The sequence below is a fragment of the Bacillus sp. AK031 genome, assembly GCF_053903065.1.
Window position 1 is genome coordinate 441,408 of record NZ_CP096424.1, and the last position, 26,970, is coordinate 468,377.

The window sequence follows — 26,970 nt, forward strand, 5'->3', positions numbered from 1 at the left end:
GCCTGGTCCAAATCGCGCGATTTGTGCCAGGCACCGCTAAGAAATAAAAAGCAAACGTTTTCAAAATTTCTATTAAACTATAAAACTTTTATGAAGGGCAGGTTTTTTTAATGTCAGATCAAATGTTAATTCTGGTGGCATTAGCTGGTATTTTTCTTCTATTATTCTTAGTCATCAAAACAAAGCTTCATGCTTTTGTTGCCTTGCTGCTGGTCAGTTTGATCGTTGGTATCGCAGCGGGAATGCCTCTTAACGAGGTTGTCTCCTCGATACAAAGCGGTATGGGAGGAACTCTAGGTTTCGTAGCCGTTGTTGTTGGTTTAGGTGCGATGTTCGGCCGTATGCTTGAGGTTTCAGGCGGAGCAGAGCGTTTGGCGCAGACCATGATCAAGAAGTTTGGCCAGGATAAAGCTCAGTGGGGCCTTGGTATCACAGGTTTCCTGGTTGCCATCCCGGTATTCTTCGATGTTGGTTTTATCATCTTGGTTCCAATCGTTTACGGATTGGCTAAGAAAACAGGAAAGTCTCTTTTATACTATGGAATTCCATTGCTTGCCGGTCTTGCGGTAACGCACAGCTTCATCCCGCCAACACCCGGGCCGATCGCTGTTGCTGACCTTTTAGGCGCCGATCTTGGCTGGGTTATCTTATTCGGTTTCCTTGCAGGTATTCCTTCCATGATCATTGCCGGTCCGCTTTTTGCAAAATATATTTCGAAAAAAATCCATGTTGTCGTTCCTGAGTACATGGATGCTGATGAAGAAAAAGTATACGACAAAGACCTTCCAAGCTTCGCGCTTGTAGCGTCACTGATTTTCATTCCATTAGTATTGATTCTGTTGAACACAGTTTCAGGCGTTCTTTTAGAAGAAGGAAACACAATCCGCAGTATCTTAACGTTCCTTGGCCACCCATTTGTTGCGCTAACAATTGCAACACTCATGACGTTTACTTTCTTGGGAACAAAACGCGGGTACACTCGCCAGGAAGTAGCAGATATCGCGACGAAATCTCTTGAGCCTGCCGGCATCATCATCCTTGTAACAGGTGCCGGTGGAGTCTTCAAGCAAGTATTGATCGACTCTGGTGTAGGACAGGTTCTTGGTGATATGATGGCAGGATCCGCTCTGCCGCCGCTTGTGCTGGCGTTCTTGATTGCAACAGTTGTCCGTGTAGCCCAGGGTTCTGCGACAGTATCCATGGTTACAGCAGCTGGCCTGATGTCACCGCTGATTGCGACACTTGGACTTGAAGGGCCGATTCTTGGCCTGATGGTTATTTCAATTGCGGCTGGTGCGACAGTATTCTCACACGTTAACGACTCAGGCTTCTGGCTCGTGAACCGTTACTTCGGTCTGGATGTTAAAGACACATTGAAAACGTGGACAGTGATGGAAACACTGATCGGTTTCGTCGGTTTCGGAGTGGCGATTATTCTATCATTCTTTGTAGCATAATATATTCAATTCAATGAAAGGAAGGGCGTTTTTTCGCCTCTTCCTTTTCTGCGTACGGGAGGACTTATAACTATGGCTAATTATTATATGGGTGTCGATATAGGGACAACGAGCACCAAGGCAGTTGTTTTTGATAAAAACGGACAGGCGGTGAGCCGTTTCGGAGTCGAATATCCGCTTTATACCCCGGTGCCTGGTACAGCGGAACAGAATCCGGAAGAAATTTTTCAGGCAGTCCTGACTGTCATAAAAGAAAGCATGGTTACTGGAGGGGTAAGCGGGGAGGATATCCGCTTTGTTTCCTTCAGTTCAGCGATGCACAGTTTAATCGTGGTCGACGGCGAAGGCCAGCCACTGACAAATTCAATTACATGGGCAGATAATCGCAGTGCTGCCTGGGCGGATAAAATAAAAAATGAATTGAACGGACATGAGATTTATTTGCGGACGGGAACACCAATCCATCCGATGTCTCCGCTTGTGAAGCTTGCCTGGTTAAAAGACGAGCAGCCTGAACTATTGGCCGCTGAGAACAAAGTAATCGGGATCAAGGAATTTGTCTTTCACCGTCTGTTTGGCGAGTATGTCGTGGATTACTCGATCGCTTCTGCAATGGGGATGTTCCACTTGGAGAATCTGGATTGGGATCGGGAGGCACTTGAGGTTGCGGGTGTGACGGCAGACCAGCTTCCGCGGCCAGTGTCGACAACAGAATCTTTGATTGGCTTGAAGGCGGAGTATGCGAAAATGATGGGGCTGCCGGAAGGAGTTCCATTCATTGTCGGCGCCAGTGACGGGGTGTTATCAAACCTTGGAGTGAATGCGATCAAGCCGGGAGTTGTAGCTGTAACGATCGGAACTAGCGGTGCGATTCGTGCGGTGACGGACCGTCCGGTGACAGATCCGAAAGGCAGGATCTTCTGTTATGCTTTGACGGAAAACCACTGGGTGATCGGCGGGCCGGTCAACAACGGCGGCATGATCTTCCGCTGGGTGCGCGATGAACTGGCATGGGCAGAAGTCGAAGTGGCGAAGCGCCTTGGCAAAGATCCGTATGAAGTACTGACGGATATTGCGGAAAAAATTCCTGCCGGAGCGAATGGTTTGCTGTTCCACCCATATATGGCCGGAGAAAGAGCGCCGTTGTGGAACGCCAATGCCCGCGGGTCGTTCTTCGGGCTCGGCATGCACCATAAGAAAGAGCATATGGTCAGAGCGGTCCTTGAAGGGATCGTCATGAATCTGTACAGTGTGCTGCTTGCGCTTGAGGAACTGATCGGCACGCCGACGAAAATCCAGGCAACCGGCGGATTTGCCCGTTCAACGCTGTGGAGACAGATGCTGGCCGATATTTTCGATGGAGAAGTAAGTGTGCCGGAAAGCTTCGAAAGCTCCTGCCTGGGTGCGGTGGTACTAGGAATGTACGGACAAGGAGAAATAGACTCCTTCGATGTAGTAGAGGACATGGTCGGATCCGTCCATTCACATCAGCCGAACCGCGAAGCATCCGAGATCTACCGCGAACTGATGCCAATCTTCATCAGAATTCCAAGACTGCTCGAAAGCGAATACAAAGCCATCTCAGAATTCCAGCGTAAACACAAATAACCTATTGAGGGCCAGCCTCCTTTGCTGCTTTAAAGCACCAAAAAGGCCAGGCCCTCTTCGTGCTTTAAAGGATTAAAGTGCTCTTTGCAAATCTTTTGAAAAATTTTAAGAAAGTTTGAAAATGCTATGAAAATTTTGTGAATATTGTCGAAATAAAAAGTAAGAGAATTTCGAGAAGTATCTTCTTTAGTCAAGAGTGAGTCTGCTCTATACTGAAAGTAGTCCTAATTTCATAGTTCAAAATTCATAATTGAGGGGTCGAGAGATGAAAAAACTAGGGAGCAAGTTGAAGCGGAAAACTAAAAGTCCGGGGGAGAAAGTCCAGAAAGCTAAGAAACCAAAGAAGGCTTCTGGAATCAATTTTTGGAAAAATATGAAGATTGGTCAGAAATACATAACGGCGTTAAGTGTGACAATCGTCCTTTTCCTGATTTCATCTGTATTGATTTTTGTCCAGTACAATAAAATCCAGGAAAATATTGAACATGTGGATACAAGCAATGTCCGCTCGGTCAAACTGACGGAGATGGGTAGTATATTCAGGGATAAAGCGTTATTGCTTCAACGATATGCGAATGAACAGAGTCCACAGATTCTGGAAGACTATAACATCCAGGAAGAAAAATTCATAAATTTCACACAAGAACTTACTTCACAAATGAATACCAAACAAGAGAAGGAATTATTTAGTTTTATCATTGAGAGTGACAAAGAGTTAAATACTCTGTTCCATGATGAAGTCGTGCCAAGTGTCGATAAGAATTCGACGGTTCTTCTTGATACAACATTGAAAAAAGCGGGAATCATCGCTCCGAATACAGTGAAGAAGCTTTATGAGCTTCGTACCATCGTCATGAGTGAAAAAGATACTGCTCTTGAAGAGGCATACAGCGGGATTGCTGAAAGCAAAATGATCATGATTGCTGCGATTATCGTTTCATCTATCCTTGGTATCGCAACGCTGCTTATTATCAACCGCATGATTTCCAGTAGTTTGAACAGGGTTGTCAAAACAGCGAATGCGATTTCAGAGGGCAAGCTGAATGCAGATGAACTCACATACCTAGGAAAAGATGAAGTCGGCCAGCTGAGCTTGGCTATCAATAATATGAAAAACAACCTTTCCACAATGGTTAAAGATATGAGAAAGGTTTCTGAAACAGTGTCCGAACAAAGTGCCGCACTGACTCAATCTTCTTTGGAAGTGAGAGAAGGAAGTTCACAAGTTGCGGTAACGATGCAGGATCTTTCAGCTGGTGCCGATCAGCAGGCTAACTCTGCTTCAGAATTGAATGAGATGATGGCACTATTTACACAAGCCATCGAAGAATCCAACCACTTTGGTAAAGAAGTCAGCGACTCTTCGAGGGTGGTACTTTCAAAAGCAGAGGAAGGCTCAACATTGATGGCAGCATCAGTGGATCAAATGAAGAAGATTTATACAGTTGTCGAAACATCTGTTGAAAAAGTAGAAACGTTAAAAACTCGTTCTAACGAAATCTCGAGTCTGGTAAGCGTCATCCAAGGGATCGCTGACCAAACGAACTTGTTGGCATTAAATGCAGCGATTGAAGCAGCACGTGCCGGCGAAAGCGGAAAAGGATTCGCGGTTGTTGCGGAGGAAGTCAGAAAGCTGGCTGTCCAGGTATCTCAGTCACTTGAAGGAATCTCGAAAGTCGTTCACGGCATTCAAAATGAGTCAAACACAATTGCGGCTGCATTGAATGACGGATACACAGAAGTACGTACAGGTACAGAAAGCATTGAAAAAACGAAAGAAAGCCTGACTGCACTAGGCGATCAGATATCTTCAATGGTCAGCAACATTGACCGAATTTCAAACAACCTTGTTGAGATTAACAGCAAAGGCTCAGAAATGAACCAATCCATCGAAAATATTGCTTCTATTTCTGAAGAATCTGCAGCAGGTGTTGAACAAACATCCGCGACAGTTCAGCAATCTACAAGTGTAATGGAAGAAGTTGCCCGCAATGCGGAAGGCTTGAATGACCTTGCAGACAAGTTGAATGTCTTGATTCATAAGTTTGAAGTTTAATTGAAAGTTATTGGAAGAACCGGCAGCGATATGTTGCCGGTTCTTTTTGTATTTAGTGAGGGTAGAAAGAACGCTCTGAAAAAAAACGAATATTGGGGAAACTATTGTTATATCAGCATTAATATCTCTTAATCAAACGTTTGATTAAGAGATATTAAGCAGTCCTTTGTTACTGACATGGCTGCTATTTCGTATAATCTCCAGCTTGTAATGTTGAACGCCCGGAGTCGCGCAACCTGGAGCGGAAATCAGGTGACGCTATTATCAAGATACATATCAACAACAACTTTCTTAAATTCAGCCATTCAGAATTTTTTTCATATGAATAAAAAAGGAAGTCATTTTCTTCTAAATATTGTATTATGATAGGTATTGATTTGTATCTGAAGAAAGAAGGAATAACCATGCTCAGATTATATACGGCACTCATTTCCCTCAGCCTGATTTGGGGGCTTTCATTTGTTTTTATAAAATTAATCGTCGATCCTGCCGGTGTCTGGGGGACGACTTTTCTACGATGCTCTGCAGGAGTACTGGTGCTGCTGCCTTTATTCATCCGCAACCGAATGAAAAAGGAAAAAGCACCGCTGCCAATTGGCAAGCTTCTTATTGTTGGCTTAGTCAATGCCGGAATTCCATGGTCACTAATTGCTTGGAGTGAAACACAGATTAACAGCAATACAGCTTCCATCCTCAATGCAACGACTCCATTGTGGACAGCTTTGATCGGATTCGCGATTTTCTCAGTTGTACTGACCGGTTTTCAATGGATTGGGATACTGGTTGGATTTCTGGGGATTCTGGTGCTGATGGACTTTCAGGTCGCCGGATTGTTCACCTCAAACTTCATCGGAATCGGAACGATGCTGCTGGCGACCATCTGCTACGGTTTTGCCGGCCAGTATACAAGGAGGGCATTGCAGGGAGTCAGTATGGTGGCGATCTCCACCTTCCAGCTGCTCGTCGGAATGGCGACAGGATTGGTCGGCATGCTGTTTACAAGAGGGATCGAATGGGGAGCGTTGTTAGATCCGAAAATCATCCTTGCGATTATCGGACTTGGTTGCTTTGGTTCAGGGGTTGCCGCATTACTGTTCTTCTATGTCCTGACAAAAGGAAGCCCGGAATTCGCTTCAACCGTCACATACCTGATCCCGGCCTCCGCGATGATTTGGGGATTTGTCCTTCTCGGGGAACCAATCACCTCAAATCTTATCCTTGGATTAGCCATCATCTTTGCCGGAGTCTTCCTGTCATCAAGAAAAGGAAAGAAACGCGAAACATTGGCCAAACCCTTGGTGAATTAACGATGACTACCTATTAATCAAACGTTTGATTAATAGATATTAATCCTTTACCCCGCTGAAAGGGCCAGGCCCCTATCGCGCTTTAAAGCGCCAAAGGGGCCTGGCCCTTTCAGTGCTTTAGAGCGGTAAAGAGGTTTTTTCAGGATAGTGATGCAAATCGTTTCCTTTTCATATAAAATGTTATCTATACATAAAAATGAAGTAGACAAGTTGTCGGCTCGCCCGATAAATATAATTTAAGGCAGGTTATGTAATGAAAACAGCAATTGTGACGGATAGTACAGCCTATATCCCCCAAGAATTGCGCGATAGATATAACATACATATGATACCCCTGAGTGTGATCCTCGGCGGTGAGACATACCGCGAAGAGATTGATATATCGGCAAGTGGTTTTTACGAAGAAGTCAGGAATGAAGACAAGCTTCCAACCACTTCTCAGCCTTCACTCGGCAGTTTCGTAGAGCTCTATGAAAAACTGGCAAAGGATTACGATGCCGTCATTTCCATCCATCTTTCGAGCGGAATCAGCGGTACTTACCAGGGGGCAATCCAGGCAGGAGACATGGTTGAAGGAATCAAGGTTTATCCTTTCGACTCCGAAATCAGCTGTATGGTGCAGGGGTTCTACCCAATCTACGCTGCTCAACTGGCAAGCGAAGGAACAGCACCCGAAACCATCATTGAAAAACTCAATGAAATGAAGACGACGGTTCACGCGTATTTCATGGTAGACGATTTGGCCCATCTCCAACGCGGAGGACGCTTATCAGCGGCACAGGCAATCATCGGAAGCCTTCTGCAAGTAAAACCGCTCCTTCACTTTGAAGAAAAAGTCATCGTCCCGTTTGAAAAGATCCGCACCCGCAAAAAAGCGATGAAGCGAATAGCCGATCTGCTTCAAAAAGAAATCGATAAAGGCTATCCCATGCAGGTTGTCATCATCCACGCCAACCGTGAAGAAGAGGCAGTGAAATGGAAAGAGGAATTACAGGAAAAACACCCTGACACTGACTTTTCCATCAGCTACTTCGGCCCGGTAATCGGAACCCACCTTGGAGAAGGATCAATGGGGATGGGTTGGTCGAGAAAGTTTTGATCCCCCGACTTACCTTATTGAATTAGGGCAGTCCAAGCTGAAAGGTGCTTTTACCCAATCTAAACAAAAGAAAAGAGTGCCGAAGTAACAGTATTCTGGGGTTTTACTTTAAAAACTATTTTCCTTATAGACCTTCTTATTAAAAAATGAAGGCTTTAAAAAAATATAAGCAACTTGATTTTTGGCTCATATCCTTACGTTTCGTATTTTAATAATTTCATCCTTTGTCTCTCCCAATAAGGGCTAATCCAACTAAAAATTTATGTGTCTTGGCCGATATTTATAACATGGGGGTGTACATATGGAAGTTTCTTTTTCGCTAAGTAAAGCTCAAGCAGCATTAGGACAAAAAGTTAGTCTTGCTGTAACAAAGAAAGCGCTGGATATGACTGAACAGAAGAATCAACAAACAGTTGAAATGCTAAAAGCTTCTCATCCTACGCTCGGTAAGTCAATTGATTTAAAAGGATAGTCCTTTTAGTGCACTCTGTTAGGAGTGCACTTTTCTAACCATGTGAGCAGACCTCTCCCAATAGCTCTTCAAATCATTAATTTATTTGAACGGAAGCATGTGTTTCAAATTCGTCAATTCCCCAGCAAGCTCACCGACAGCCGCAAGCTCCTCAGCTCCTTCAAGGACGTATTCGGGCGACATCATTTCTTCCGTCAGCCTCATATCAAGCAGCAATGTCCCTTGGTCATCAAACAACTCAATGAACAGCGCATCCTGATTGAAGGTTTCCATCGCCAGCAGCTCATTGATGGCAACTCTTCTTCTGTCACCCGATGCATCCTCAATGTAATACTTCGCATCTATTTTTAGCATAGCCATCATCTCGGTCCATGCCTTACCAAGATCTTCAATTTGTTCCGGAGTCAGTCCTGACTCGGGGTCCAATGCCAGATAAGGCTCAAGACGTGAAGAAATCGCCTCCATCTGCGACTCCAGCGCCGTCTCATCCAACGCCATCAAATGGTTGAAGAATGCATCAACTTCATTCTCCGTCAATCCCATCGTCGCCAGGAAATCCTCTGCTTCCTCCATATACTCATCATGGTTTTGATAGAAATCAACCGAAAGGTCCAAGTCTTCCACAAACCAGTAATCATCAACTGTTTCCCCGAATCCTGCCAGGAGCGTATCGAGTTCTGCACGCGTCATTTCGTAATCTGCTAAAAGCTGGACAAGCGTCTCGTCAGTCAGAGGGGTTCCCATCATGACCCGAAGTTCCTCAACCGTGTCAAAGTCATCGAGTGTAAGCTCATAGTAATCCAGGTATTCAGTCAGGTCCTCCGGGGTCCACCCCAATTCGCTCAGCAGCTGGTTGATATCCTCTTGAGGAGGAGCTGCATAGGCAGTAAGAGAAGTTGAAAGGAAAATAAGAGCTGTCAAAATTGCAAGTAATCTTTTCATGAAAAAGCCTCCATCATTTGAAATGTTTTCCTAGCTATTATGTGAAAAATAAAAGGAATCATTCATGCGGTAGAGAATATATAGAAGGAAAAGGAGTGATGTGTTTGAAATTCAACTATTCGCGAGAAAAAATAATACCCGATATCCTGTCTGCCGATTCTTCCGGACCCTCTAAGCGGATTTCCGATCTAACCCAAATCCCCCAACCCCAACTCAACCCCTCTTTCAACATGGACCCCCAATTACAGCACCTGCTGGAAGGAAAAGCCCTCCTCATTGATGAAATCCCACAATCCTTAAATGAAATCCAAACACACTATGAAAACGGCTATATAAAATATGGAAAAGGATTAGAACTCACAAAGGACAAGCCCCAATGCAACCGGTGCGGCAACAATGACGTATCCCTATTCGCCGAATTTCCCTGCAGCCGCTGCAACGAGCAGTGCCTGTACTGCCGCAACTGCATCATGATGGGGCGGGTATCCCAATGTTCACCCCTTCTCGAGTGGAATGGGCCCAACCAACAACAAAACATCCATAGCTTTAGGTGGGAAGGGACCCTGTCACAAGGCCAGCAAACCGCTTCAGATAAAGTAAAAGAAGCCATCCGGAATGACGGAGATCTCCTCGTCTGGGCAGTTTGTGGAGCCGGGAAAACAGAGGTCCTTTTTCAAGGCATCCATGAAGCACTGAAGGCAGGAAAAAGAATCTGTATCGCCGCCCCCCGGACAGATGTCATCCTCGAACTGGCTCCACGCCTGCAAAAAGTATTTCCAGATGCTGATCCGATAGCCCTTTATGGAGGGAGCGCTGACCGCGACAAGTATTCACAGCTCGTCCTCACCACCGCCCACCAGCTTTACCGCTATAAAGAGGCCTTCGACGCCGTCATAGTCGATGAAGTCGACGCGTTTCCCTACTCCTATGATGAAACCCTGCAATTTGCCGTTGAAAAAGCAAGAAAGCCAAAGTCTGCTCTCATTTATCTCACCGCCACCCCAAACAGAAAACTCCAAAGTGAATGCAGGCTCGGTAAAAGAAATTTCGTCACCATTCCGGCCAGGTATCACAGGCATCCACTGCCAATACCTTCGATGACATGGATCGGCAATTGGAAAAAAGGAGTGGAAAAAGGGCATCTCCCATACGCACTAAAACTTTGGACAGAAACAAGAATCAACGAAAACAAACAGGCACTCATATTCCTTCCGAACATCAAGACCATGAACCAAATCCTGCCCCTTTTTCAAAAACTTCACACCGATATCCTTTCCGTCCATGCAGAAGACCCGGAGCGTAAAGAAAAAGTCGAAAAGATGAGAAAAGGAGAGGTTCCCATTTTACTGACGACAACCATTCTGGAGAGGGGCGTCACCATTCCGAATATCGATGCAGCTGTTATGGGAGCGGAAGAAGAGATTTTTACCGAGAGCGCCCTCGTTCAAGTCGCCGGCCGGGTCGGGAGGAACGCAAAACATCCAAAGGGAGACATCACCTTTTTTCATTACGGAAAGACGCTCGAGATGTTGAAAGCAATCCGCCATATAGAATCCATGAATTCGGCAGGAACGAAAAGGGGGCTGCTGGACTCGTGAATGAAAATTGCCTGGATTGCCACAGTGAAATCGACTATCCCTTAACATGGAATTCCTTTATCTTTCCCCCTGAAGAACAATGGCTGTGTCATAAATGTTCCTTGCAGCTGCATCCTGTTATTGGGGAGAGATGCCTGGTTTGTTCGCGGCCTCTTTCTCTGCTGCAGCCTGAGTTTATAAACGAAAACAAATGCCTGGACTGCGTCCGATGGGAAGAAGCCCCCGACTGGACGCGAATCCTGTCCAAAAACACATCCCTATTTTTATATAATGATTATTTAAAAGAGTACCTTGCGCGCTTTAAGTACCGAGGTGACTATCTGCTCGCAAAAGCATTTTCCCCGGTCATCAAGCAGGTAACAAGGGATCTCCAATATGATATCATCATACCCATCCCCCTTAGCCTGGAACGTCTCCAGGAACGGGGATTCAACCAGTCGGAAGCACTGGCAAATGAAGCAGGTTTCCAAACAGAAAACCTCCTCACGAGAACTCACTCCGAAAAACAGTCGAAAAAATCCCGCCAGGAACGTATTCATAGTAAGGGGATATTTGAAGTGCACCCTGAGAAAGCATCCCACATCCAAAGCAAAACAATCCTCATAATCGACGACATCTACACAACCGGCACCACTCTCCGCCAGGCGGCAAAGCAGCTGAAATATGCCGGTGCCAAAAAAGTAACTTCCCTAACCCTGGCAAGGGGCTGATTAGGCTAAACAGATACTAATAACTGCCGATATAAAAACTAGAGGAACTTTCGAGAGGAGCAAGAAACATGTCAGATTTACTAAATTGTCCAGAATGCGGTGGATTATTTGTTAAGAATATGTTCAAAGATACATGTGATAAATGTTATAGAGAAGAAGAAAAAATGTTTGAAGAGGTTTATGGTTTCTTAAGGAAACGTGAAAACCGTGCAGCTTCCATTGAGCGTGTAGTAGAGGTAACTGGGGTAAAAGAGAAGTTGATTCATAAGTGGGTGCGGAAAAGAAGGCTTCAGCCGACACATTTCCCTAATATGGGTTATCCATGTGATAATTGCGGTAAGATTATATCAAAAAGCAAATTATGTGAAACGTGCTCTGACGGCATTAAACAAGACCTTAAAACTTTCTCCGCACAAGAAGAATGGCGAGAGAAACAAAAGCAAAATCAACAAGCAACTTATCTTTCCGGGAATGCCCGAAACAATAAATAGGAAATAACGACCATTAGTTTTAACTAAACAAACATATTGAGTATCCGATATAATGAATAGAAATAACTTGATCGGAACGAAAGCGAGGGAAATACAATGAAAATCAACAATATTGGTGCTTCGGGTGTAAATCCCTATAAGAAACAGCTGAACAAGTTAGACCAACTTTCTAAACCTGGTCAGCCAAAAGCCGATAAGGTGGAGATATCTACATCAGCCAAGGAAATGCAGGAATCTTTACGAATTCCGAAAGAACGCCAGGCAAAAGTGGATGAACTAAAAATTTCAGTGGAAAACGGAAATTATAGAGTTAACTCCCAGGAAGTAGCAAAAAGCATTTTGAAATTTTATAAAGGGTAACCAATAAGACGAGCGGTAGAAAACAACTATGAGGACTTCAATGGAGTGTGAATTTTAATATGCAAGTTATTAATACTATGAAAATTTCATCCGCCAGTAATGGAATAAAATCTCTTTCTTTTAATGAAGGGGACGTATCTTCTGCGCTCGTCAAAGAAAAGTTGCCAAATCAAGAGGCAGTCTTAAATATAAGAGGCAACGATGTGAAAATGAAGCTTCAAGGTGATTATTCCGCAAATGATAGAGTGACTATTGAAGTCAAAGACCCCAAAAGTTCACCACCAGCAGGGAGGGTGTTGGAAAGAAACCCTCTTCCTGCGGCCACCCAATATACTAACTCCGCAGAGAAATCAGTAAAAATCGTTCACGACGGGCATTCTTCCCCACAAATAAAGCAGGCAGTGGAACTGCTTACCAGTAAAGGAACAAAGCTCAATAATGAATCCCTGCAGCAACTGAAAAGTTATATGGGGGAAGTAAACAGAACCTCCTCCCAGAAGCTTGAAACCATTCATATGATGGCTGTCAAACGGTTGGAGATCACACCTGCAAACCTGAGAGCGGTGGATCAATCACTGCACGGAGAGGGCGTCAGCAGATCATTGGATCAGCTATTAAAAGCAGCAGATCCTAACTTTAGTTGGAGTGAAATAAGAAAGACACTAGAGAATAGCAGGTCCTCTTCTGTTGATAGGGAACAGCCATCCAGAAACTTGAACCAACTCTACCAAAAAGCCCAAGCCATGTTAAAAGCGGGTTCGACCACTTTAACGGAAATTGAACAAATCGCCCAAACAGGAAAACGTATTGATAATGCCATTGGTCAGAGGCTGGATCAAGCACTGAAATTATTGAAAAACACAGGATTATCCAAAGAAACTGAGCTCCTTTTACGCATGAAGCAGTCGGTTGAACAAATGGCGGGAACTGGAGAGTTACTTAACCAGTTGGACCGTTTGTTGAGCAAGGGGACGCTTTCCGGTGAGGCAGAAGGTCTGTTAAGAGATGTAGGAAAGCTTTTGAGTATTAAGGGTGACCTTGCCTCGAAAGTGGAAGGGCTTTTGTTACAAACAACAGGTGACAGCGTCGGAGATTCTGACTCCTTTCCCCTACAAAGATTAGTCCAAAGTCAATTGAAGATGGTACAAAGGGAACCTCAATTCACGAAGATTATGGAATCTTTGAAAATGGAACTTTCTACTTCAGGGGTTGATGAAATCCAGAGCAATTCTTTACAAAATGCGATAGGGAAGGCGGACGCATTGTTCCAAGGCGGAAAAGAGCTGGCGGCAAGACAGGAACTGTTAAATACTCTTTCTGAATTGGAGAAAAGTACAAATCCCATACCACTACCAAATAAAGAAGCTCAAGTTCAGGCTGAAACTTACAGCTTGAACGATGAAATGTTATCCATGATTCCGATGCAATCAAAAGATGTAATCGTTAGTACTATTACCACGAAACTCTCGCAGATGGCAATAGATTTTAAAGCATTAAAAAGAGATATAGGCAGAAACTTGGATTCAATTTCGCAAATCATCCAACAATCCAAATCCCGTGCCGCTGTTACTGCACGACCTATGCTAGAAACGACAATCAAGCAGCTTGACCAGGCGATAATGAAGAGTGACATTATGCTTTATGCCGACATGAAGACGGAAAAGAGCTTGATGAATGCCAGTTCTCAGTTGGCTGAAGCGAAAAAATTGCTCTCTAGAGGAGATCACTCCAGTGCACACAAAATCGTTCAAGAAGTGAAGGGCAATATGGAAAAGTTGATATTTAAACCATCTGATGTAAGGGTGAAACATTTTGTTTCACAAGAAGTTCTTCGTTATGACTCGGCTCCTCTTACAAGTAAGATAGGGCAGTCAGTTAGCCAATCAATTCAATCATTCTCCCATGAACCTTCTTCAAGACATGCTTATGAGTTTGTCAGAAGCATGGGCCATACATTTGAATCAGAGCAGGCCCAATCGCTAGTCAGTTCTGGAAGGGCAAAAGAGGACCTTCACCTTTCGTTAAAAAATATCCTAATGAAATTCAATCAGTCCGATATGGAGATGCAGGGAACAACTAAAGCAGATACGCTTCTACAAAATCTAACCGGTCAGCAGTTGATGAGTAAAAATGATGCATCTGGACTGCAGAACATGATGTTTACCCTTCCTCTCCTATTGCAGGATAAGGTGGAAGATGTAAAAGTCTATGTCAATTCAAAAAATGAACAACAAAAAGTAGACTGGGAGAATTGCAGTTTGTTCTTTTTGATAGAAACCAGGAAACTGGGTGAAGTGGGAATTGCTTTGAATGCGGCAGACCGCGTTTTGTCTGTTCAGATTAAAAATGATCAAGAGGGTTTTAAAGAAAAAATGGAGCCGGTAACTAATATAGCAAAATCGCGGCTGGAGGAAATCGGCTATACAATCGGTAGTTTGAAATTCACTCCTTTAAATAAATCGACAGAACCTAACGAAATAGATACAGCCAGTACTGACAACAAGGGCAGTCACTTGGCGAAGGTTACAGAGAAAGGATATGACTTTACGGTATGATGAGTCATTATTACAATCAAAAAAAACGCCGAGCAGTCAATGGGCCAACTGCTGCAGTCATTCGCTATGATGAATCGGAAGGAAAAGGTCCCCAGGTAGTTGCTCAAGGGTCAGGCCTTCTGGCAACAAAGATTATGGAACTGGCAAAGGAACATAACATTACTATGCAGGAGGATTCAAGCCTTGTCCAGAATCTCCTGGATATCGATTTAGGAGATAATATACCACCCCAATTGTATTCGGTCATCGCTGAAATTTTACTTTTAATTGAAGAGATGGAGAATCAATATTAAACAACGAGTGAAGCGGTCGATATAAGAGAGGGAGGTAATGAATATGGATTTGCTTACAAAAGAGTTTATCTACCAGAAATCATCGCAGGAAATCACTGCGTTATTATATGAAGCATTGCTGACAAATATCCAGGGTGCGATGGATGACCTGCAGAAAAATAGATTAATAGAATCTAACACTAAGCTGCAAAAATCTAATGATATATTAGAAAGGCTGGGTGCAGGCCTCAATTATGAAGCTGGCATCATCGCTGATCAATTAGATGCGCTGTATAACTACATGGCTGATGTTCTTATAAAGGCAAACGCCACAAAAGATCTAACTCTTCTGGATGAAGTAAGAAGCATTGCAGGAGAACTGTCTGGCGCTTGGAGAGAAACGCTCACTAATAAACAAAAAAATGGTTTACATAAACCAAACAAAAAAACGAATGCCTATGAGAGAAATGTCATGGTATATGAACAAGAATCTACTATTGTGGAAGCGGGGAAATAACAGATGAGAATCAATCATAATATTCAGGCGCTGAATGCCTACCGAAACCTATCACAAACAATGGGCCAGACTTCAAAGAGCTTAGAAAAGCTTTCATCCGGTTTGAGGATTAATCGTGCGGCTGATGATGCTGCCGGTCTTGCCATCTCCGAAAAAATGCGTTCTCAAATCCGCGGCTTGGATACGGCAGAAAGAAACTCACTGGATGCCATTTCCCTGATTCAAACAGGTGAAGGGGCATTGAATCAGACTCATGAAATCCTTCAGAGAATGAGAGAGCTTTCCGTTCAGGCGGCAAATGGGACATTAGAAGATAATGACCGTAAAGCGATCCAAAATGAAATCGACCAATTGACATTTGAAATCGACCGTATTGCGGATACCACACAATTCAACCAAAAGAAACTGTTTAGCGGTGATGACCAGGGAACTGCTTTTGCAGAACCTAGTCTTGATGAAGTGGCTTATTCTGGGAATGGAACATGGGAAGGCGTTGTAACAGCCGAGCCAACTAAGCCTGCGGAGATGATGATTGAGTTTCCGATAGAGGTTGGGCAAAAATTGATAGCTGATATAAATGGTGAAACCATTTCGATTAATGGGAAGACCTATCAAATGGATACCACTGGGGCTACAGGCGGCACATTGGCAAATGGGAACATTGTGGTGAATTTAAGCAGCTGGACAGATGGGACAACAGCTGATGACGCTGAGGCGAAGATCACCCATTTAATGAATCAACTTTCTTCAGCTATATCCAGCAATGACCCGGATTTAAATAGCGGTGCGTTTGTTAAGACCTTTCCATTAAACTCTGACGGGGATAATACAAATCTTGAACAGAATGGACAGTTAACATTAGTAACAGCAAACAAAATGTCACCGAAAGAGGCAGCGACTCTACCTGTGACGAGTACATCTCTTACTGATGTGAATTTTATGAATCCAGAAGACCTTTCTTCTGCTACAGGTGAATTCTTCGGTAAAGCCGAAGGAGCAAGTGCCAAACCGTTAACTCTGACATTCTCTGAAGTACCAAAGTCAGGGGAAGAACTTCAAATAGATGGTCTGACTATCGAATTTAACTCTCCAGGAGCCGCCTATACAGGTGGAAGTGCTGCAAGAATTGATGTGGAAGGAAAAGATTTATTCACTGTTCTTGGGGAAATTGATTCGATTCTAACAACCGCTAAAAACGACTCCCCTAGCCCGGTTATTGCATTGACATCCCATAACGTAGTAGGAAACACTCTTTCTCTCTTTACAAACAAAACGGATGATGGAGCAACAAATGGTCTGGATGTGATGATCAAGGATCAAGATTTCGAAGCCAACAAAGACAAGGATCTTTCAGTAGAACTTCAAATTGGCGCCAACAGCTCGGAAACCATGAACTTAACACTTGGAGTCATGGACGCAGCGAAGCTAGGCTTAGCGAGAGACGCTGACCATACGACCATTCTAACAACGGGCGTGAACGCGAAAGCCGGTGTAAATCTTGGAACTCCTGATGCCGCAAGAACAGCGATTTCTGTCATAGATAACGCCATCCGTTTGGTATCAGAAGAACGCAGCAAGCTTGGAGCTATCCAAAATCGTTTAGAACATACTGTCACAAACCTTCAAACAACGAATGAAAACCTGACTTCAGCAGAGTCTCGTATAAGAGATGCTGATATGGCACAAGAAATGACGCAATTCACTCGAAATAATATTCTTAACCAAGCTGGCCAGGCAATGCTTGCGCAGGCGAACCAACTGCCGCAAGGAATTCTGCAGCTATTGAAATAATGATGGAAGGGGAGGAAAGTCATACCATGGCTCTTCCTCTTTTTTCTTGGGTACCATTCAATTACAATAGAGTGAGATTAAAAGTTTAATATATATGGAGTGATCCTTTTGGATATACAAAAAGTGAACAAAGTAAGTTCAGGCCATAAGATTGCAAAAAAACAAGAAATAGCTGCTGAATCTGTCAGTTTTTCTGAAGTAATGGCAAAGAAACGGACAAATGTTTTACATGAAAAGTTTGCTGCCATGGCCAAAGATATTGAAGCTCAAGGTAAAGTTCTTGCAGAGTCCCGTACGGTAGAAGACCTTATTAAATACAAAAAAATGGTAAAATCTCTTTTGGAAGAAGCTGTTAATAATGCTCTTCAACTTGAAGATCAACGCGGCTTCAACAGAAGAGGAAGAACAAAAGTGTACAAGATTGTAAAAGAAGTAGACAGGAAATTGATTGATATCACTAACGAGGTCTTGCAAAAGGAATCTAAGAGCTTGAATATCTTGAACATGGTTGGGGAAGTACAGGGGATGTTAATCAATATTTACACATAAATGCTTTAAATAAATGGCGTCATGCCGATATTATAAATGAACAATAACTACGAAGGAGGGATTCATTTGTCTGCTGAAAGGAACCTGATCAGTGTTCTTGAAAAACTTCTTGCCTTGCAAAAGAGTCTGCATGAAGTAGCCGTCAGGAAGACGAAGATCCTTAAGGATGGGGACATTGAATCCCTCGGTAAACATATGAAAGACGAGATCAAGCATATAAAGGCAATTGAGGTATTAAACAACGAACGGGAGAACCTCCAGCGTCAGTTTGCTAAAGATCTTCCTATTAATATCTCTAACGTCACCATTTCACACTTGTTGGAATATGGGAAATTTATTGAAGCAGAAAGACTAAAAGTTCTTCAAAACGAGCTCATTCAAACAGTAAATCACTTAAAGCAAGTGAACGATTTTAATCAAAGTCTTCTTAATCAATCCTTACAGTTCGTGAACTTGAATTTGGATTTGTTAACTGGAAGGCAGGAATCACCCAACTATTCTAAAGACCCAATAGATCATACAGAAGAAATGAATAGTCGATCTCTATTCGACTCTAAAGCATAAAAAAGGGGGATTATCTATGGCATCCACTTTCCATGGACTGGAAACAGCTAGGCGGGGAATGTTCACCCAACAGGCAGCTTTGAGTGTTACTGGCCATAACATTGCCAATGCCAATACTCCAGGTTATACAAGGCAAAGGCTCAATTTCCAACAGACAGAACCATATCCGGCACCAGCAATCAACCGTCCGCAAATCCCTGGGCAAATGGGGACAGGTGTTGAAGCAGGAAGCATTCAACGGATTAGAGAATCTTTCTTGGATGTTCAATACCGTGCTGAGAATAATAAGCTTGGTTATTGGGAATCGAAAGCCGAATCACTCACGAAAATGGAAGAAATTATGAATGAACCGTCTGATTCAGGTTTAGCCAAAACAATGGATATGTTTTGGCAATCTCTTCAGGATTTGGCGGTGAACCCGAAAAACTCGGGCGCACGTTCGGTAGTCAGGCAGAGAGGGATTGCCTTGGCAGAAACGTTCAATTATTTGTCCAACTCATTGACAGGAATCCGACAAGATTTAAAGAACGAAATTGAAATCACGGAAAAAGAAGTGAATTCATTAATTACCCAAATTCATAATGTCAATGAACAAATTGGGGATGTTGAGCCAAATGGATACCTGCCAAACGATCTATATGATGAACGTGACAGGCTGATTGACCGTTTATCGCAGCTGGTAGATATTGATGTTTCTTATCAGTCTTCTGGAGGAAATGCGTTAAAAATTGCAGAAGGAAAAGCAATCATCAATATTGTCGACAGTAATAATTCCCAAATTGCGAATGTCGTAAGCATCGGCGGGTATAAAGAAATTTCAGTAGAGTCGACCGGAACAGCACCTGATACATACGTAAATGGGATTACAATCAATGGCACAACAACCAATATTGAAAATTTCAAATCAGATGGAAAACTAAAAGCTTTAATAGAGTCCTTCGGCATGCAACAAGCGGATGGGACAATTTCCGGGGATTACCCAAAGATGTTAGATGAACTGGATAATCTTGCGTATACTTTTGCCAAGAAGTTCAACGAGATCCATTCCGACGGGATGAGTCCCAATGAAATCAACTATGTTAATGCAGCCGGGGAGCATGAACCAACTGACTTACCAATTGAATTTTTTGCAGATTCAGCAAATGGGGCTTTAACAGATTCCGATAAACAAGGATTTGCTCAGCGCATTGTTATTTCGGATAAAATCAAAGCTAGTCTCGATAATATTGCCAATGCAGACGGAACCGTCCCTGCCGACGCAACAACCGGAGATGCAAGCGTGTTATTGGAACTGGCAGATGTCATTAATAAAGAGCTGGAGTATGGAACGGCAACCGATTCCCAGAAAGCCAGCTTCAGAAACTATTTCGAAGTGCTGGTTGGCGGAATGGCAGTAGACACCCAGAATGCGATGAGATTGACAGCGAACAGTGGAACCTTAAGGCAGGCAGTTGAGGAAAGAAGGATGTCAACGAGTGCTGTTTCATTGGATGAAGAAATGACGAACATGATTCAATATCAGCATGCATACAATGCCTCTGCCAGAATGATTACATTGCAAGATGAGCTACTAAATAAAATTATCAACGGTATGGGTACCGGTGGAAGATAGGCGGGTGAGATAATATGCGTGTAACACAAGGAATGCTTGCATCCAATTCATTGAGACATTTAAGCCAAAGCTATGAACGACTAGGGAAATACCAAGACCAACTGGCGACAGGGAAGAAAATCACCCGGCCGTCAGATGATCCGGTTGTAGCCATGAAAGGGATGTTCTACCGTTCTAATCTAAGTGAAGTAGAACAATACCAACGAAATACATCTGAGGCCTATCTATGGATGGACAACTCAGAGGCAGGACTTACTCAGGCAAACAGTGCTCTTCAACGTGTGAGGGAGTTGGTCATTCAAGGTAAAAATGGTACGAACAGCGAGCAAGATCGGTTAGCCATTTCGAAGGAAATTGAACAATTGAAGCAGGATCTCGTTGAAGTGGCAAACACTAAAATTTCCGGACGATATATATTTAACGGTACGAATGTAGATGCTCCGCCAGTACAACATGGGAACCCTCCTACGGTATCTTTAAATACAGATGACTATAGAGTAACGGTGTCAGATGGGGTCAATATAAAATCCAATATCAATCCCGAAAAAGTCTTTAATCAAGGGTTATATGATAACTTGGAGAATGTCGCCAAGTTGTTCGAAGGCGGTTATAATGCGGAAGCGATGGATGATGCTCTTGAAAAATTGGATGTTAACATTGATTCTCTACAAGCAGAACGATCTGAACTCGGAGCACGATACAATCGCCTGGAAATGATTGAAAATCGATTAGGACAGACAGGTATCATAGCAACCCGAATTTTATCCGATAATGAGGATGCGGATATTGAAAAAGTCATCACTGATTTGACGTCACAAGAAAGCGTTCATCGTGCAGCTTTGAGTGTCGGTGCTAAAATCATCCAGCCGACCCTGATGGATTTCTTAAGATAATTTTTTAAAATGAGCTTCTAGATTTGGAGGGTTATTAGAAAATAGAAATAATCAGCAGGATTACAAGCTGTCCATTGTACGTGTGAACAAACAGTGGGCAGCTTTTTTAATGAGGTGATATTTATGAGATTGCCGCAACTGCAAATACAAACAACTAACGCTCAATTGGGAATACAAAAATCAAGTTCTCACATTCAAATGCAACAGCCAAAAGCGCAAGTTAACCTTCATCAGCCTCAACCGTCCATTCAAATGAGGCAAACCCCAGGAAGGCTGACCATTGATCAAACAGAAGCGTGGGCAGACATGAATTTAAAAGGCATCCTAAGAAGGAACAAAGAAATAGCACAAGAAGGATACCAGGCCTGGGCGCAATATCTCGCCAAAAAAGCCCAAGAAGGCAGTGAACTGATGAAAATTGAAAACGGAGGAGGAGCGATTGCAGCTCAAGCGAAACGAAACGGCCAGCTTCCTAAGCATGAGTTTGGTATTGATTTCATTCCTTCTCCATTCAGTGTAAGAATCGATTACCAGCCAGGCTCAGTAAATGTCACACATCAAACTCAGGATGTGGTAAGTGCAGTTACTCCTCAAAAACCGATCATTCAATACCAACCGGGGGATATCAAGTTTAACTTAATGCAACAAAACTCGATTCAATTTGATTTTACCATTTAATCTTGAAAAGATTTACCTATAGTAGAAAGGAAGTTATGAAATGAAGCTTGAAACAAAATACCATGGCAACATCGAGATTGATAAAGAGGATATATTAAAGTTCAGCCAAGGAATACCGGGTTTCGTGAATGAAAAAGAATTCATCCTGCTCTCTTTGCCTGAAAATGAATGGTTCCAAGTCCTTCAGTCTGTCCGGACACCTGAACTTGGTTTCGTAGTAACCGATCCATTTGTCTTTTTCAATGACTATGATTTTAAACTGGATTCAAGTACAATCAATACTCTTGAAAAACCAGCAGAACAGGATATCAAGGTGCTTTCAATTGTCACGGTGAGAGAACCGCTTCATGAAACCACAACGAATTTACAAGCGCCGGTGATTATCAACCTTGCAAACAATGAGGCCAAGCAGGTCATTATCAACGAAACTAACTATCAAACGAGGCATTTTATTTTTCAACAACCTCAAAAGCAGGGGCAGGAGGGATAAATCATGCTAGTTTTGACAAGGAAAAAAGGAGAAGTCATCCAGATAGGTGAAGATATCGAGATATCAATTCTTTCTATAAAAGGTGATCAGATAAAACTGGGGATAGAAGCTCCAAAACATATTGAAATCCATCGGAAGGAAATTTATGTATCCATTCAAGAAGAGAATGCCGAGGCGTCAAAAGGAATCAGCAACCTCTTCGATATCCTAGTAAAAAAAGAATAAAAAAATCGTCGGAAACTATTAAAGAATCTCAGTATCCTCCGATATTAATAGTGTAAGCAAGAGCAACATAGGGCGGCCGACCTTTCGTACTCTTAGCAAACTAATTAACAGTTCACAAGGATGTGGACTTTAAATTCAAGGAGGAAATTTATAATGAGAATCAATCATAATATTGCTGCTCTTAATACTTACCGTCAGTTAGGTTCTGCTAACAATATGCAATCAAAATCTATGGAGAAATTATCTTCAGGTCTTCGGATTAACCGTGCTGGGGACGATGCAGCAGGTCTATCAATTTCTGAAAAAATGCGTGGTCAAATCCGTGGGTTAGAGCAAGCGTCTCGTAATGCTCAAGATGGTATCTCATTGATACAAACAGCTGAGGGTGCATTAAATGAAACACATTCTATTCTACAACGTATGCGTGAATTAGCAATACAAGGTGCCAACGATACAAACGTAACAGCAGACCGTGAATCTATCAAGGATGAGCTACAACAGTTAAAGAAAGAAATCGATAGAATTTCTTCTGATACAGAATTCAATGAACAAAAATTAATAGCGGCTAGTGGAACATATAACTTCCAAGTTGGTGCGAACTCTGGTCAGGTTATTGCTGTGACAATAGGATCGATGAATGCATCATCATTAGCTACTAACTTAACTCAAGCTGCTATTACAGGGCTAAGTGGTTTTGATGAATTTACTTCTTTTGTTACACACGTTAATAGTGCTTTAACGAAGGTTTCTAAAGAACGATCTAAGCTTGGTGCTTATCAAAATCGCTTAGAACACACAATTACTAATCTAGATACAAGTGCTGAAAATCTAACTGCTGCTGAGTCCCGAATCCGTGATGTAGACATGGCGAAAGAAATGATGAATCAAACGAAAAATTCTATTTTATCTCAAGCTTCTCAGGCAATGTTAGCTCAAGCTAACCAACAACCTCAGGGAGTTTTACAGTTATTGCGTTAAATTTTCTGAAATATTTACTGATAGGCAACCATATAATGGTTGCCTATCTTATTATTAAGAGGAGTTAACTATGGATAATATTATATATATTAATAATAGAGTAAATGATTTACATAAAGAGGACATCTTAATTACAGAAAGTAAAACAGGAAATAGGTCAGTTAGGTATAACAACTTTTATCTTAATAGTCATTATAATCCTCTAAAAGAAGCAAAGCGTTTAGTGAGTAAGCATTATCAAAAAAATCATGCTCATGTTCTTTTTGGTATAGGTTATGGTTATTTAGCTAAAGAGTTCCTAACCGAAATTAGAGAAGATGAATTTCTACTCATAATTGAACCAAGTTTAAATTTGTTTAAACAAGTGAAAAACAACCCGAATCTCAGTGGATTATATAATCATCCAAGGGTCTTTTTTATTATTGGTTTTGAAGAAAAACAGATAGATGAAGAAATCAAATACTTGATAACCTCGAAATATATGGCGCAAGTAGAACTCATTGTATCGCCCAACTATGACCGGATATATCCAAGATTAATTGATAGTGTAGAAGAAATTATTAAGAAAAATGTAAAACTATCTTTAGTTAATCTTGGCACAATGGCAGTATTCTCAAAAATTTGGCAAAAAAATCTTTTGTATAATGTTTATGGTGCTTGGGAATCTACCCCATATAAAAAATTTCAAAAAAGATTCACCTGTCCAGTTATTATCGTATCTTCAGGTCCTTCTTTGACTAAACAATTAGACCTTCTGAAAACAGTAAGAGAGCAAAGTTCAGCTCTGATTATCGCAGCCGGATCTACTTTGAACCCTTTACTTAATGCAGGAATAAAGCCACATTTAGTAGTATCAATTGATGGAGGAGAGCCAAACTGGGAGCATTTCAAAAATATAAATTACGATGATGTTCCATTATTCTATAGTTTTACATGTCATAGAGAAATACCAAGAAATCATAACGGTCTGAAAGTAGTATTTAATAATGGTGATGAAGGATTAGCCGAGTGGGTAAATCAAACTGTGGGCACAGACATAGGTTTTGTTGTCGGGGGTGCGTCAGTAGCTAATTTTTGTTTATATATTGCTCAAAGTATGACTAGTGGAACTATTACTTTTATAGGGCAAGATTTAGGTTATACCAACAACTATACTCATGCAGAAGGAAATAAACACTTTAAAAAAATTAATCAAAATAAAATTGAGAAAAACAAAATGTATACTTATGTTACAGGGTATTATGGTGATGAAGTTCTAACCAGCTATCAGTTTTTAAGTATGAAGAGAGTATTTGAAGAGATGGTAACGATTTTTAGAAATCATGGAGATCAACGACAGATATATAACTCTACGGAAGGCGGAGTCCTAATTGAGGGTATTAAAAATATAAGTTTTAGTGATTTCGTTAAGGAAAACTGTAACGAGAATTATTCAGATGTATTTCAAGAAGTATTTATTTCTCATGAAGTAAATACTAAACAAAAGGAACGTATTGTTTCAAAATTATTATCAGAGAAAGAAAAACTTGGGGAAATAATAAAATTGTCTAAGAAAGCGAAAAAAATGTTGGATGGGATTTCTAGAGAAACTGTTTTAACTGACATAAGAATACTAAGTAAATTAGATATGATAGATGAAAAGTTAAATAAGTACTTAGGAAGTAACATTATTTATTATATTACCATGCCAGTATATTTCCGTGTTAATCACTTGTATCAAGAGAAGGATAATGAATCTCCTCTTGATAAAACCAAAAGAATTCTTAATAAGTCGGATGCACTGTATAAGGGAATTATTGAAGCTGCAGAGACTACTATTGAAATTTTAGAAATTGTTATAGAGGAAGACCAGTAAGAAGGGAGAAGAAAAATGGAGTACATAGTTATGGAGACAATTAAAAGCATAAAAGAATATATCCCTAAAATGGTGAATGGTTGTAAACAAACGGTTGAAGATTTACAGGAAGGGAATGAAGCAAATGCTTTGCAACTAGTCCCACATATTATAGAGGGGTTAGATTGGATTGTACAAGCTTTAGCTGGAATTCAAAAAAATGGATTGCTATTAAATATTGATTTCAATGAATTGAACTCTCACTTAGGAGAAATGCTCTCTTCGTTAGAAATCAATGATTACGTTTTGTTAGCTGATATAATAGATTATGAATTAGTACCTATTCTCAATGACTGGCTAAGTAAGGTTAATTCGGTAGAAATATGAATTGGAAATTAAAAGAAACAAAAAGTGGCCATCAAACGGTTGTATTAAATAAAGCTGGTCGAGAGTTTCTTTTACATAGTAAATATAATCCTATATTAGAAGCAAACCGGTGGGTATCTCAATGGGAAATTGATAAGCATCTGCCGAAAAAAATAGTCATTGTAGGAATAGGTGCAGGCTTTCATATTGCAAGAATAATTGAAAAGTATGCATATACTCCTATAGAGGTATGGGATTTTAACCCTGGCTATGTAGACTGGCTTAAGAAAAATAAGGTATTAGATGAATTGAATCCTAAAATTAAAAATCATCTTTTTGTGACAGATGATATGTCAAAAGTGCAACAAAAATTGCTACCGAGGCTAAATGAAGAAGACACAATGTTCCTAATTCATTCACCATCCCTAGAATTGATACCTCCAAAACTACTACCTATAAAAGAAGCGTTAGAAAGGTTTTTGGTTTTCTTAAGAACCATACGGAGACATGGTGACCAACTCATAAATAATTTTAGTGATAACTGCCGCTTAAACGATAATGGAATAAAAGAGTGGGAATTATATTTACTAAACAAGCCATCGATCCTCATTTCTGCCGGCCCGTCTTTAACTAAGCAGTTACCGTATTTAAAGATGCTCAGTGAAAGTGGTGAATATTTCCTAGCTTGTGTAGGGACAGCATTAACTCCTCTTTTAATTGCAGGAATTGAACCAGATATTGTTATGGTGTCCGACCCGCAAGAAAATATAAAAAACCAATTGAAAAATAAAAGTATTGAAATACCATTATTTTATTTATCTACAGCAAATCATACTGCTGTAAAGGAATACATAGGCCCAAGATTCATTGTTTGGCAAAAGGGTTTCTTTAAATCAGAAGAGCAAGCTCAATTGCGAAATGAGCCAGTTGTTGAAACAGGGGGTTCAGTCGCAACTTGTTTACTCGATTTATTAATGTGGATGGGGTGTAGTAAGGTGGCTTTAATTGGGCAAGATTTAGCCTTTACTAATGGATATAGTCATGCAGTAGGTACTCATGCTCATCACAGTATCAATAGTAGTAACTTAATTGAAGTTGAAGATTACTACAGGCAAGGTAAGGTTAATACTTCTAAGAATTTATATATATATTTAAAATGGTTTCAGAGCTATAGAAGTAGTATTAGTAGAGGTATAGAATTGTGGAATTGTACTGAGGGGGGAGCCTACATTCCTGGTTGGATTCACAGAAGTCTGAAAGAGTATACCAATGTTTAATGCTGAAAGATTCCTCATAGCATGTAAGAAGATATAAATTCTTACATGCTATGAGGAATCATTGGAAATAAAACAAAAAGTTTTCTTAAAAGAATTAATTAGAAACTAGAATCAGGATTCTATGGGTGATTTCGGAGAGGCTCCTTCTTCAATAACTTTTCAAAGTAATTATGGATGGTCCTGAAGCTTAATTGCCAAACTAATGGAATGGGATTTCAAAGGATAAGATAAAAATGAATACATAGAAAATTATACTAAAATATTAAATT

General features: G+C 41.4%; 26 protein-coding genes and 1 pseudogene. 26 read left to right on the top strand and 1 reads right to left on the bottom strand.

Annotated features, from left to right (window positions below; translation table 11 throughout):
• Positions 1-110 precede the first annotated feature (110 nt).
• The 7 genes and pseudogenes from M1E09_RS02020 (at position 111) to M1E09_RS02050 (ending at position 7,999) form a co-directional block, all read left to right on the top strand.
• Positions 111-1,457, top strand: coding sequence for a GntP family permease (locus M1E09_RS02020; RefSeq protein WP_456273238.1), 1,347 nt, complete (start codon positions 111-113; stop codon positions 1,455-1,457).
• Between the two features lie 72 nt (positions 1,458-1,529).
• On the top strand, positions 1,530-3,065 hold the full coding sequence (gene gntK, locus M1E09_RS02025) for a gluconokinase (protein ID WP_456273239.1): 1,536 nt from the start codon (positions 1,530-1,532) through the stop codon (positions 3,063-3,065).
• A gap of 979 nt (positions 3,066-4,044) precedes the next feature.
• Positions 4,045-4,131, top strand: a pseudogene (locus M1E09_RS02030) (hypothetical protein); the annotation flags it as partial.
• Positions 4,132-4,365: 234 nt separating this feature from the next.
• Entirely contained in the window at positions 4,366-5,121 is a 756-nt protein-coding gene (locus M1E09_RS02035; RefSeq protein WP_456274873.1) for a methyl-accepting chemotaxis protein, read from the top strand.
• A gap of 404 nt (positions 5,122-5,525) precedes the next feature.
• Complete coding sequence (locus M1E09_RS02040) at positions 5,526-6,428, top strand: DMT family transporter (protein WP_456273240.1); 903 nt, start codon at positions 5,526-5,528, stop codon at positions 6,426-6,428.
• Positions 6,429-6,681: 253 nt separating this feature from the next.
• Complete coding sequence (locus tag M1E09_RS02045; protein WP_456273241.1) at positions 6,682-7,527, top strand: DegV family protein; 846 nt, start codon at positions 6,682-6,684, stop codon at positions 7,525-7,527.
• Positions 7,528-7,828: 301 nt separating this feature from the next.
• Positions 7,829-7,999, top strand: coding sequence for a YjfB family protein (locus M1E09_RS02050; protein WP_456273242.1), 171 nt, complete (start codon positions 7,829-7,831; stop codon positions 7,997-7,999).
• Positions 8,000-8,080: 81 nt separating this feature from the next.
• Here the strand turns inward: M1E09_RS02050 and M1E09_RS02055 are convergent, their stop codons facing one another.
• Entirely contained in the window at positions 8,081-8,941 is an 861-nt protein-coding gene (locus M1E09_RS02055) for a processed acidic surface protein (protein WP_456273243.1), read from the bottom strand.
• A gap of 98 nt (positions 8,942-9,039) precedes the next feature.
• On the opposite strand from M1E09_RS02055, the gene M1E09_RS02060 reads away from it, so the two are divergent.
• From M1E09_RS02060 to M1E09_RS02150, 19 genes are all read left to right on the top strand, one after another.
• Positions 9,040-10,539 carry a DEAD/DEAH box helicase gene (locus M1E09_RS02060; RefSeq protein WP_456274874.1) on the top strand — a complete coding sequence of 500 codons (1,500 nt, stop codon included), beginning with the start codon at positions 9,040-9,042 and terminating at the stop codon, positions 10,537-10,539.
• The gene (locus tag M1E09_RS02065) at positions 10,536-11,249 is read left to right on the top strand and encodes a ComF family protein (protein ID WP_456273244.1); all 714 of its coding nucleotides are present in this window, start codon (positions 10,536-10,538) and stop codon (positions 11,247-11,249) included. Before M1E09_RS02060 ends, M1E09_RS02065 begins: the two co-directional genes overlap by 4 nt.
• A 68-nt stretch (positions 11,250-11,317) precedes the next feature.
• A complete protein-coding gene (locus M1E09_RS02070) occupies positions 11,318-11,740 on the top strand; it encodes a TIGR03826 family flagellar region protein (protein WP_456273245.1) in 423 nt (140 codons plus the stop codon).
• Positions 11,741-11,836: 96 nt separating this feature from the next.
• Complete coding sequence (gene flgM / locus M1E09_RS02075; protein ID WP_456273246.1) at positions 11,837-12,100, top strand: flagellar biosynthesis anti-sigma factor FlgM; 264 nt, start codon at positions 11,837-11,839, stop codon at positions 12,098-12,100.
• 59 nt (positions 12,101-12,159) lie between these two features.
• Positions 12,160-14,655, top strand: a complete 2,496-nt coding sequence (locus tag M1E09_RS02080) for a hypothetical protein (protein WP_456273247.1) — start codon at positions 12,160-12,162, stop codon at positions 14,653-14,655.
• Positions 14,652-14,948, top strand: coding sequence for an EscU/YscU/HrcU family type III secretion system export apparatus switch protein (locus M1E09_RS02085; RefSeq protein ID WP_456273248.1), 297 nt, complete (start codon positions 14,652-14,654; stop codon positions 14,946-14,948). The genes M1E09_RS02080 and M1E09_RS02085 overlap by 4 nt, the downstream gene beginning before the upstream one ends.
• A gap of 43 nt (positions 14,949-14,991) precedes the next feature.
• Entirely contained in the window at positions 14,992-15,444 is a 453-nt protein-coding gene (gene fliS, locus M1E09_RS02090; protein WP_456273249.1) for a flagellar export chaperone FliS, read from the top strand.
• A 3-nt stretch (positions 15,445-15,447) separates the two neighbouring features.
• Positions 15,448-17,235 (top strand): flagellin N-terminal helical domain-containing protein, encoded by a 1,788-nt coding sequence (locus M1E09_RS02095; RefSeq protein ID WP_456273250.1) that lies wholly within the window; start codon positions 15,448-15,450, stop codon positions 17,233-17,235.
• Between the two features lie 108 nt (positions 17,236-17,343).
• Positions 17,344-17,784 carry a YaaR family protein gene (locus tag M1E09_RS02100; RefSeq protein WP_456273251.1) on the top strand — a complete coding sequence of 147 codons (441 nt, stop codon included), beginning with the start codon at positions 17,344-17,346 and terminating at the stop codon, positions 17,782-17,784.
• Positions 17,785-17,850: 66 nt separating this feature from the next.
• Positions 17,851-18,348 carry a flagellar protein FlgN gene (locus tag M1E09_RS02105; protein ID WP_456273252.1) on the top strand — a complete coding sequence of 166 codons (498 nt, stop codon included), beginning with the start codon at positions 17,851-17,853 and terminating at the stop codon, positions 18,346-18,348.
• A gap of 16 nt (positions 18,349-18,364) precedes the next feature.
• A complete protein-coding gene (gene flgK / locus M1E09_RS02110; protein WP_456273253.1) occupies positions 18,365-19,960 on the top strand; it encodes a flagellar hook-associated protein FlgK in 1,596 nt (531 codons plus the stop codon).
• A 14-nt stretch (positions 19,961-19,974) separates the two neighbouring features.
• A complete protein-coding gene (gene flgL / locus M1E09_RS02115) occupies positions 19,975-20,853 on the top strand; it encodes a flagellar hook-associated protein FlgL (protein WP_456273254.1) in 879 nt (292 codons plus the stop codon).
• A 123-nt stretch (positions 20,854-20,976) separates the two neighbouring features.
• A complete protein-coding gene (locus M1E09_RS02120; protein WP_456273255.1) occupies positions 20,977-21,531 on the top strand; it encodes a DUF6470 family protein in 555 nt (184 codons plus the stop codon).
• A gap of 40 nt (positions 21,532-21,571) precedes the next feature.
• Positions 21,572-22,021: a flagellar assembly protein FliW gene (fliW, locus tag M1E09_RS02125; RefSeq protein WP_456273256.1), complete on the top strand. Its 450-nt coding sequence runs from the start codon at positions 21,572-21,574 to the stop codon at positions 22,019-22,021.
• A 3-nt stretch (positions 22,022-22,024) separates the two neighbouring features.
• Positions 22,025-22,246: a carbon storage regulator CsrA gene (csrA, locus tag M1E09_RS02130; RefSeq protein WP_456273257.1), complete on the top strand. Its 222-nt coding sequence runs from the start codon at positions 22,025-22,027 to the stop codon at positions 22,244-22,246.
• Between the two features lie 153 nt (positions 22,247-22,399).
• Complete coding sequence (hag, locus tag M1E09_RS02135) at positions 22,400-23,224, top strand: flagellin Hag (RefSeq protein WP_456273258.1); 825 nt, start codon at positions 22,400-22,402, stop codon at positions 23,222-23,224.
• Between the two features lie 70 nt (positions 23,225-23,294).
• On the top strand, positions 23,295-25,079 hold the full coding sequence (locus M1E09_RS02140) for a motility associated factor glycosyltransferase family protein (protein ID WP_456273259.1): 1,785 nt from the start codon (positions 23,295-23,297) through the stop codon (positions 25,077-25,079).
• Between the two features lie 30 nt (positions 25,080-25,109).
• Entirely contained in the window at positions 25,110-25,445 is a 336-nt protein-coding gene (locus M1E09_RS02145; protein ID WP_456273260.1) for a hypothetical protein, read from the top strand.
• Positions 25,442-26,701 carry a motility associated factor glycosyltransferase family protein gene (locus M1E09_RS02150; protein ID WP_456273261.1) on the top strand — a complete coding sequence of 420 codons (1,260 nt, stop codon included), beginning with the start codon at positions 25,442-25,444 and terminating at the stop codon, positions 26,699-26,701. The genes M1E09_RS02145 and M1E09_RS02150 overlap by 4 nt, the downstream gene beginning before the upstream one ends.
• Positions 26,702-26,970: the final 269 nt, after the last annotated feature.